Origin of the sequence: Microbacterium sp. UBA3394 (assembly GCF_002358725.1) — a bacterium.
Taxonomy (GTDB): domain Bacteria; phylum Actinomycetota; class Actinomycetes; order Actinomycetales; family Microbacteriaceae; genus Microbacterium; species Microbacterium luteum.
The window spans coordinates 24,784-33,997 of the sequence record NZ_DEPK01000136.1 but is presented as its reverse complement, the minus strand read 5'-3'; the positions used below and the strand labels follow the sequence as shown (position 1 = coordinate 33,997).

General features: G+C 67.7%; 8 protein-coding genes, 1 tRNA gene and 1 pseudogene. 2 read left to right on the top strand and 8 right to left on the bottom strand.

Translation table 11 applies throughout. The annotated features are described in order from the left end of the window. Nucleotides 1–564, bottom strand: a 564-nt coding sequence (locus B4E30_RS08235; RefSeq protein WP_286794640.1) for a DUF885 family protein, incomplete at its 3' end; no start/stop codon positions are given. Between the two features lie 40 nt (nucleotides 565–604). Then, nucleotides 605–3,241 (bottom strand): DNA polymerase I, encoded by a 2,637-nt coding sequence (gene polA / locus B4E30_RS08230; protein WP_286794638.1) that lies wholly within the window; start codon nucleotides 3,239–3,241, stop codon nucleotides 605–607. A 59-nt stretch (nucleotides 3,242–3,300) separates the two neighbouring features. Here polA and B4E30_RS08225 point away from each other — a divergent pair, with 59 nt between their 5' ends. Then, complete coding sequence (locus B4E30_RS08225) at nucleotides 3,301–3,726, top strand: hotdog fold thioesterase (protein ID WP_286717010.1); 426 nt, start codon at nucleotides 3,301–3,303, stop codon at nucleotides 3,724–3,726. A 44-nt stretch (nucleotides 3,727–3,770) separates the two neighbouring features. Here B4E30_RS08225 and B4E30_RS08220 read toward each other — a convergent pair whose 3' ends face one another. Further along, entirely contained in the window at nucleotides 3,771–4,391 is a 621-nt protein-coding gene (locus tag B4E30_RS08220; RefSeq protein WP_390178680.1) for an ANTAR domain-containing response regulator, read from the bottom strand. 31 nt (nucleotides 4,392–4,422) lie between these two features. On the opposite strand from B4E30_RS08220, the gene B4E30_RS08215 reads away from it, so the two are divergent. Beyond that, nucleotides 4,423–4,505 (top strand) — tRNA-Leu (locus B4E30_RS08215). A gap of 8 nt (nucleotides 4,506–4,513) precedes the next feature. Here B4E30_RS08215 and B4E30_RS08210 read toward each other — a convergent pair. From B4E30_RS08210 to B4E30_RS08190, 5 genes and pseudogenes are all read right to left on the bottom strand, one after another. Beyond that, nucleotides 4,514–5,056: a GNAT family N-acetyltransferase gene (locus tag B4E30_RS08210; RefSeq protein ID WP_286717007.1), complete on the bottom strand. Its 543-nt coding sequence runs from the start codon at nucleotides 5,054–5,056 to the stop codon at nucleotides 4,514–4,516. 41 nt (nucleotides 5,057–5,097) lie between these two features. After that, entirely contained in the window at nucleotides 5,098–5,481 is a 384-nt protein-coding gene (locus tag B4E30_RS08205; RefSeq protein ID WP_286717006.1) for an SHOCT domain-containing protein, read from the bottom strand. A 69-nt stretch (nucleotides 5,482–5,550) separates the two neighbouring features. Further along, the gene (pyk, locus tag B4E30_RS08200) at nucleotides 5,551–6,999 is read right to left on the bottom strand and encodes a pyruvate kinase (RefSeq protein ID WP_286717004.1); all 1,449 of its coding nucleotides are present in this window, start codon (nucleotides 6,997–6,999) and stop codon (nucleotides 5,551–5,553) included. A 54-nt stretch (nucleotides 7,000–7,053) separates the two neighbouring features. After that, complete coding sequence (locus tag B4E30_RS08195) at nucleotides 7,054–8,520, bottom strand: glutamate synthase subunit beta (RefSeq protein ID WP_286717002.1); 1,467 nt, start codon at nucleotides 8,518–8,520, stop codon at nucleotides 7,054–7,056. After that, nucleotides 8,513–9,214, bottom strand: a pseudogene (locus tag B4E30_RS08190) (glutamate synthase subunit alpha); the annotation flags it as partial. The gene B4E30_RS08195 and the pseudogene B4E30_RS08190, both read right to left, overlap by 8 nt.

The window sequence follows — 9,214 nt, the reverse complement described above, 5'->3', positions numbered from 1 at the left end:
GGGCGCGGCCTCCGCGACGAACGACGCGAAGAACCCGTTGTCGGAGGTGTACCGCGCGATCTGGCCGAGGACCTCGGTGACCTGGCGCCGGGCCGGCACCACGCCTCGCGACAGGCCCTCCCGGAGGGTCTGCGCGTAGCCCGCGACGGCTTCCGGCAGCGCCGACATCCGCGCGGAGACGGTCGACCAGTCCTCGATCGTCTCGGTGGGCATGAGGTCGAACACGGAACGGATGTCCTGTGCGGGCGAGGCGATCACGTTGAGGTCGCGGAGGGGCCACTGCGCATCGTGGAGCTCGAGTTCCAGCTCGAGCGTTCGGGAGAGATCCTCCTTGGTCACGGCGTCGACCGCGTCCGTCACCTCGGCAACGGACAGATCGGCGAGGGCGCGACGAGCGGCATCGGCGCCGGCCGCGACGCCCGCGGGCGAATAGTCCGCGAAGCGATGGTTGTGCTCGAAGCGGCCGATGTACGTCGCGACGATCGGATCGAGGTCCGCGACCGTGTCGACCCACGCCTCCGCGATCGTGTCGATCGGCGTGGGGGTGCGTTCAGGCGTTGTCATGCTCCGAGCCTAGAAGATCCCGGGCCCGCTCAGGCGGGCGTCAGTGTCCGGCCACACTCCAGTCCGCGCCGCGGCCGATCTGCACGTCCAGCGGAACGGTGAGGCTCGCGGCATCACCCATGCGAGCCGTGACGATCCGCTCGACGGCATCCCACTCGCCGGCGGCGACCTCGACCACGAGTTCGTCGTGGATCTGCAGCAGCACGCGCGACGACAGATCGGCATCACCGAGTTCCGCGTGGATGTTCAGCAGCGCGATCTTCATGATGTCTGCCGCACTTCCCTGGATGGGGGCGTTGAGCGCTGCGCGCTCGGCGTTCTCGCGCAGCACGCGATTCGGGCTGGCGAGATCGGGGAAAGGACGACGACGGCCGAAGATCGTCTCGGTGTATCCGTCGATGCGAGCCTGCTCGACCGATGACCGCAGGTAGTCACGCACGGCACCGAAACGGGCGAAGTACTCTCGCATGAGTTCCTTCGCCTCGGACTGCTCGATCCGCAGCTGCTTCGACAGACCGAACGCCGAGAGGCCGTAGACCAGTCCGTACGACATCGCTTTGACCTTCGTGCGCATGGCGGGGCTGACCTCGGCAGGTTCGACGCCGAACACTCGCGCACCGACGAAGCGGTGCAGGTCCTCGCCGGTGTTGAACGCCTCGATCAGACCTTCATCGCCCGAGAGGTGCGCCATGATGCGCATCTCGATCTGCGAGTAGTCGGCGGTCAGGAGGGTCTCGTACCCGTTCCCGACCTCGAAGGCCGCGCGGATGAGCCGGCTCTCTTCGGTGCGGATGGGGATGTTCTGCAGGTTCGGGTCCGTGCTCGAGAGTCGACCGGTCTGGCTGCCGGTCTGCACGTACGTCGTGTGGATGCGGCCGTCGTCTCCGATGGCCGCATCGAGCGACTCGACGATCTGCCGCAGCTTCGTCGCCTCCCGGTGCTGCAGCAGAAGACGCAGGAACGGATGCGGGCTCGACTCCTGCAGATCCGCCAGAACCGCCGCGTCGGTGGAATAGCCGGTCTTGGTCTTGCGCGTCTTCGGCAGCTCCAGCTCCTCGAAGAGCACCTGCTGAAGCTGCTTCGGCGAGCCCAGGTTGACCTCGCGACCGATCGTCGCGTACGCCTCCTGTGCGATGGCGTCGGCGCGCGAACCGAGATCACCGGAGAACGCCGCCAACTTCTCGTGCGAGACGGCGACACCCGCCAGCTCCATGTCCGCGAGAGTCAGCAGCGTGGGCAGCTCGATGTCGACGAGGACGTCGGCGACGCGCGCGGGAAGCTTGTCACGGAGGGCATCGGCGACTCTCAGGGCGTACCACGAGAGCTGGCCGGGGGTGGCCCCCTCCTCCTCCGGCACGAGCTGCGTCGGGTCGGAGGTGGGGAGCTTCTCATCGAGGTAGCTCTCGACGAGGTCGGCGAGCGACTTGTCGGGAAGGCTGGGGCGCAGCAGCCAGCCGGCTATGAGCACGTCGAAGACGACGGTGTCGACGACCGCCCCGGCTCGGCGAAGGGCCTTCACCTGCGCCTTCGCGTCGCAGAAGACCTTGGGTGCATCCGAAGAGAGCCACGGGAGCAGGATGTCGGCGGTCGCGTCGTCCCAGGTCACTTCGACGGCCGCGTCGGATGTGGCCAGGCCGACGCGGCGGGGCAGCTCGCCGAGGGTCGACACGGTCACCCCCACCTCGCCCGACGTGGCCTGCAACCATTCCGAGAGCGCGGCGGCATCGGGCTCCGACGGCGTCGGGGCCTCCGCGACAGGTGCAGAAGCGGCGGCCATCGCACCGTCGACGCCGGCCGCTTCGAAAACGCGTGGCAGGAGGGTCCGGAACTCCAGACGCGCGAAGATGTCGCGCACCGCCTGGGCATCGATCGGCCGCACGGCCAGGTCGCCGGGCACGACAGGAAGCTCGACGTCACGCAGCAGGCGGTTGAGCGAGCGATTTCGGCGCACATCGTCGATGTGGTCACGGAGGTTGTTGCCGACGACGCCCTTGATGGTGTCGGCCTGCGCGAGAAGGTCATCGAGCGTGCCGAACTGCGTGAGCCATTTGACGGCGGTCTTCTCCCCCACCTTCGGAACCCCGGGCAGGTTGTCGCTCGTCTCACCGACCAGCGCCGCGACATCGGGGTACTGCTCCGGTGGCACCTTGTAGCGCTCCAGCACCGCCTCGCGGTCGTAGCGCTTGAGCTGCGACACACCCTGCACGTTCGGGTAGAGCAGGGTGACGTTGTCGTCGACGAGCTGGATGGTGTCGCGGTCGCCGGAGCACACCAGCACGTCGAAGCCGGCGGCGGAGCCCTGCGTGGCGAGGGTGGCCAGAATGTCGTCCGCCTCGATGTCCTCCTGTTCGAGCACCGTGATGCTCATGGCGGCGAGGCAGTCCTTCAACAGCGGGATCTGGCCCTTGAACTCCGGCGGTGTCTCTGACCGGTTGGCCTTGTACTCGGTGTACTCGCGAGTGCGGAAGGACTGCCGCGAGGTGTCGAAGGCGACGGCCATATGGGTCGGCTTCTCGGCCTTGATCAGATTGATCAGCATCGCGAGGAAGCCATACACGCCGTTGGTGTGCTGCCCGTCGCGCGTGGAGAAGTTGTCGACCGGGAGGGCGTAGAACGCGCGGTACGCGAGCGAATGTCCGTCGACGACCAGAAGGGTAGGCTTTGCGGAGTCCGTCACCCTGCAAGCCTAGACGCGGGTGCCGACACCCCCGAACCGCTCCGAGGGAGGCTCCCGCCATGACCGATGCGACGACCGTCGACGCACTCGACTGGGCCACCGAGCGCGGGATGGGCGCCCTGGCCGAGAAGATGGGCATCCGCTTCACGGAGTTCACCGTGGAGCGCGCCGTCGCCACGATGCCGGTCGACGGGAACACCCAGCCGGTGGGGCTCCTTCACGGCGGAGCCTACGTGGTCCTGGGTGAATCCCTCGGCTCGATGGCGGCCAATCTGCACGCCGGACCGGGCCGGCTCGCGGTCGGCGTCGACATCAACGCCACGCACACGCGATCGGCGCGATCCGGCCTCGTGACCGGCGTGTGCACCCCCGTCCACCTCGGGCGCAGCATGACGGTGCACGAGATCGTGGTCACCGACGAGGACGGCCGACGCTGCTCGACGGTGCGCATCACCAACCACATAACGGATCTCCCCGCCTCCTGACGGCGGTGCCGGCGAAGACGGGGAGATCCGAGGGTTCGAGGGCGTCAGTCCTTCTTGGGCGCCAGCTGCTCGATGATGGCCTTGGCGACATCCTGCATCGTGAGGCGGCGGTCCATCGACGCCTTCTGGATCCAGCGGAACGCCTCAGGCTCGGACAGACCCATCTTCTCGTTGAGCAGGCCCTTGGCGCGATCCACGAGCTTGCGGGTCTCGAAGCGCTCCACCATGTCGGCGACCTCGGCTTCGAGGGTGATGATCTGCTCGTGGCGCGCGAGGGCGATCTCGATGGCGGGCAGCAGGTCATTGGGCGTGAACGGCTTTACGACGTACGCGAGCGCACCGGCCTCGCTCGCTCGCTCGACAAGTTCCTTCTGGCTGAAGGCGGTCAGCAGCACCACGGGCGCGATGTTGTTCTTGCTCAGCTTCTCGGCGGCGGAGATGCCGTCCAGCTGCGGCATCTTCACGTCCATCACGACGAGGTCGGGCCGAAGCTCGGTCGCCAGCTGCACGGCGGTCTCGCCGTCACCTGCTTCTCCGACGACGTCGAATCCGTTGTCGCGCAGGATCTCCACGATGTCGAGGCGGATGAGGGACTCATCTTCGGCGACGACGACTCGACGGGGGGCGCTGGCCGCAGACGCGGACTGATCTTGCTCTGTCACCATTGAATCCTACGGTATCGTCATCTCCGCACCGGCCGGTGTGGCGGAATGGCAGACGCGACCGACTCAAACTCGGTTGCCCGAGAGGGCGTGTGGGTTCGACTCCCACCACCGGCACACCCTCGTCACGTCGCTCTGACGAACCAGGTGTCCAGCGGCGCCGCCGCGGCGTCCACGAGAACCTCGGTGTGGGCACCCAGGTCGAGCCGCTCCCCCGGCTGCAGCACATCGAACCCGTTGCGCTGGAAGAAGACGGCGTGCTCACTCGCCGCGGCACCGAAGATCACCTCGGGCGACAGGTCAGCGCCGAGCACCTGAGGGATCACGGCCAGAGCGAGGGAGGCGATTCCTCGTCCACGATGCTCCGGTGCCGTGACGAGGGCGCGCACGTGCACGACCACGTTCTGCTGCGGCGACAGGGAAGCGCGCACGACGGCGATCCCGGCGATCTCCCCACCCTCGGCGGTCACGATCACCGCACCGTCGGAACGCGCGTACTCGAACGAAGGCGCGCCGGCCAGGTGCGCACGCACGAGGGCGGTCACTCCGGCGGCGTCCTCCGGTTTCGAACCCCGCACGACATAGCCGTCGGCGTCGAGGTCACGAGCGATCTCGACCGTTCGAGCACGGACTCTCCCGGCAAACCATCCCTTGCGAAGAAGCTGCATGCCACCACCCTGTCACGCCCTGGCGGGGGTGACAGCGTCGCTCAGCCGAAGTACTGGTTGCCGAGTGCCTTGCTCTTCAGAGCGTCGAACTCGCCCCGCGTGATCACGCCGGCGTCGAGGAGCTCCTTGGCCTTGGCGATGTCGCCGGAAGGGTCGGACGATGCAGCAGGGCGGTAGTCATCGGCCTCCGGAGCACCCGGGCGCTCCCGCCGCGCGGACCGCTCGGCCATACCGCGTCCTCGAGCTATCACGTAGACCAGGGCGGTCAGCATCGGAACGAAGACAAGGAAGACGATCCAGAGCGCCTTCCACCCGCCGGCGAGCTGGTGGTCGCGGAAAAGATCCACGATCACCAGGGCCACCACGAAGATGTACGCGATGACGTAGAACGCCATCAGCATGAACCAGAAGATGTCCCAGATCATGATGATCTCCTCACGGACGACGGAACGGTCGCGCTCAGGATAGCGCGACCGTTCCGGTCCGAGCGATGACTATTCGCGTGACTGATAGATCGGCGCGGCGCCGTGCACCGCGTCGCCCACCTTGTGGATGCGGATGTCGTTGGTCGATCCGGTGATCCCGGGAGGCGAACCGGAGATCACGACGACCTTGTCGCCGACCTTGGCCAGGTCGTTGGACAGCAGGTAGTCGTCGACCTGGATGAACATCCGGTCGGTGTGCGGCACATGCTCGACGAGGCTGGACTGGATACCCCACGTGACGGCCATCCGTCGACGGATAGCGGGATCCGGCGTGAAGGCGAGCATCGGTATGCCCGGACGCAGACGCGAGAGACGTCGCGCGGTGTCGCCGGACTCGGTGAATGTGCAGAGGTACTTCGCTTCGACGAAAGCGGCGACCTCGAGTGCGGCAAGAGTGATGGCGCCGCCCTGCGTGCGCGGCTTGGACCGCAGCGGCGCGATGCGCTCGAGTCCGTGCACCTCCGTCGAGTCGACGATGCGGGCCATCGTCTCCACCACGACGACCGGGTAGTCACCCACGCTGGTCTCGCCCGAGAGCATGACCGCGTCGGCGCCGTCGAGCACCGCGTTGGCGACGTCGCTCGTCTCGGCGCGGGTCGGAACCGGGCTGTTGATCATCGATTCGAGCATCTGCGTCGCCACGATGACGGGCTTCGCCATGCGGCGGCACAGCTCCACGGCGCGCTTCTGCACGATCGGAACCGCCTCCAGCGGCAGTTCGACGCCCAGGTCGCCACGGGCGACCATGATGCCGTCGAACGCGTCGATGATCTCCTCGAGGTTGTCCACCGCCTGGGGCTTCTCGATCTTCGCGATGATCGGGATGTGGCGCCCCTCCTCCGACATGATCACGTGCACGCGGCGCACGTCTTTCGCGGAGCGGACGAAGGAGAGGGCGATCAGGTCCGCTCCGGTGCGCAGCGCCCAACGGAGGTCGTCCTCGTCCTTCTCGGACAGGGCGGGAACGTTCACGGCGACGCCGGGAAGGTTGATGCCCTTGTTGTTGGAGACCGGGCCGCCGACGATGACCTCGGTGGTCACGGTCGTGCCGTCGGTCTCGAGGACCTTGACGCGAACCTTGCCGTCGTCGATCAGAAGGAAGTCGCCGGCCTTGACGTCCTGCGGCAGACCCTTGAAGGTCGTCGAGACGATCTCCTTGGTGCCGGGGATGTCGTCGACGGTGATCTTGAAGATGTCGCCCTCGGCGAGCTCGTGGGGTCCGTCGGCGAAGCGGCCGAGGCGGATCTTGGGTCCCTGGAGGTCGACGAGCACGGCGACCGCGCGCCCTGCGTCGTCGGCCGCTTTGCGGACGTTGGCGAAGTTGTTGTCGTGGACCGAGTAGTCGCCGTGGCTCAGGTTCAGGCGGGCCACGTCCACACCGGCGTCGATGATCGCGCGGACCATCTCATACGACGATGTGGCGGGACCCAGCGTGGCGACGATCTTGGCACGTCTCATCCGATGTCTTCTCCGGGTGCTGGGGGTGAGGTCGGCCTGATGGCCGTGACCAGACTACGCAGGCTGCAGTCCGATCGCGACATCGGTCGGGGTGACCGGTGCCGGGAGCGAGGTGACGCCCATGAGGTGCTCGTCGATCGCCGATGCGGCGGCGCGACCCTCGGCGATCGCCCACACGATGAGGGACTGACCGCGACCGGCGTCTCCGGCGACGAAGACCCCCGCAACCTCGGTCTGGTAATCGCTCGCGCGCTCCACGTTGCCTCGCGACGTGAAGGCCGTGCCGATCTGGCTGTCCAAGGCCTCCTGCTCGGGACCGGTGAAGCCCATGGCGATGAGCACCAGATCCGCGGGGATCTCCCGCTCGGTGCCCTTCTTCGGCACGCGACGGCCGTCGACGAACTCGGTCTCGGCGACCACGAGGGCGCGCACCTCGCCGACATCGTTCGAGAGGAACTCCACCGTCGAGGCGAGGTAGGAGCGCTCTCCTCCCTCCTCGTGAGCGCTGGCCACCTCGAAGAGCGTCGGCGTCATCGGCCACGGCTGATGCTCTGGCCGCTCCTCGGGAGGCTGCTTGCCGATCGCGAGGTTCGTGACGCTGAGTGCGCCCTGCCGGTGTGCGGTGCCGATGCAGTCGGCTCCGGTGTCGCCGCCGCCGATGACCACGACGTGCTTGCCTTCGGCGCTGATCTGGTTGGCGACCGCGTCGCCGGCGACGGCCTTGTTCGATTCGACGAGATACTCCATGGCGTAATGAACGCCGGCGAGGTCCCGACCCGGGATCGGCAGATCGCGGGGAACGGTCGCGCCCGTGGCGATCAGCACGGCGTCGTATCGCGCGCGCAGGTCCGCCCACGTGATGTCGACTCCGATCTCGACACCGGCACGGAACCGCGTGCCCTCATCCTGCATCTGACGCAGACGCATCTCGATGTGACGCTTCTCCATCTTGAAGTCGGGGATGCCGTAGCGCAGCAGCCCGCCGATGCGGTCGTCGCGCTCGTAGACCGCGACCGTGTGACCTGCACGGGTCAGCTGCTGAGCGGCGGCCAGTCCGGCGGGACCGGATCCGACGACCGCGACGGTCTTGCCCGTGAGACGCTCGGGCGGCTCCGGCTCGACCCAGCCGTTCGCGACGGCGTCGTCGATGGTGGCGACCTCGATCTGCTTGATCGTGACGGCGGGCTGGTTGATCCCGAGCACGCAGGAGCTCTCGCACGGAGCGGGGCACAGCCGCCCGGTGAACTCCGGGAAGTTGTTCGTCGCGTGGAGCCGCTCGATCGCGGCGCGGCCCTCGCCGCGCCACATCAGATCGTTCCACTCCGGGATGAGGTTGCCGAGCGGGCAGCCCTTGTGACAGAACGGCACCCCGCAGTCCATGCAGCGTCCGGCCTGACGCCGGAGCACTGCCGAGTCACCGGGTTCGTACACTTCCTTCCAGTCGAGGATGCGCACGGGGACCGGCCGGCGGGCGGGAAGCTCGCGCTCGGTCGTCTTGAGGAATCCCTTGGGGTCAGCCACCTGTCACCTCCAGAATGCGGCTCCACACGATGTCGCCGTCGGGGTCGAGCCCCTGGTCGACGGCGTCCTGTCGGGTCTGCAGCACCGCGGCGTAGTCGCGCGGCAGCACCCGGACGAAGTGGGAGATTTCGTTGTCGAAGTCGTCGAGCATCGCCTTCGCGAGCGCGGATCCGGTCTCGGCGACGTGCTGCTCGAGCAGGTCGCGCAGGATCTCGGCGTCACCGGAGCCGAGTTCGCCCAGTTGCAGCTCACCGGTCGCCAGCGCGTCGCGGTTCACCTGCGACTCATCGAGCCGGTAGACGTAGGCGGTGCCGCCGGACATCCCAGCGCCGAGGTTGCGTCCCGTGGTGCCGAGGATCACCGCCAGCCCGCCGGTCATGTACTCCAGCGCGTGGTCGCCCACGCCTTCCACGACCGCGGACGCACCGGAGTTGCGCACGAGGAATCTCTCTCCGACGACACCGCCGAGGAAGAGCGATCCGCGGGTGGCGCCGTAGCCGATGACGTTGCCGGCGATGACGTTCTGCGACGGGTCGAAGGTCGCGGCGCGAGGCGGACGCACGACCACCTTGCCACCCGACAGGCCCTTGCCGACGTAGTCGTTCGAGTCGCCCTCCAGGCGCAGCGTGATCCCGGCGGGCAGGAACGCACCGAAGGACTGACCGGCGGAGCCGGTGAGATTGACCTGGATCGA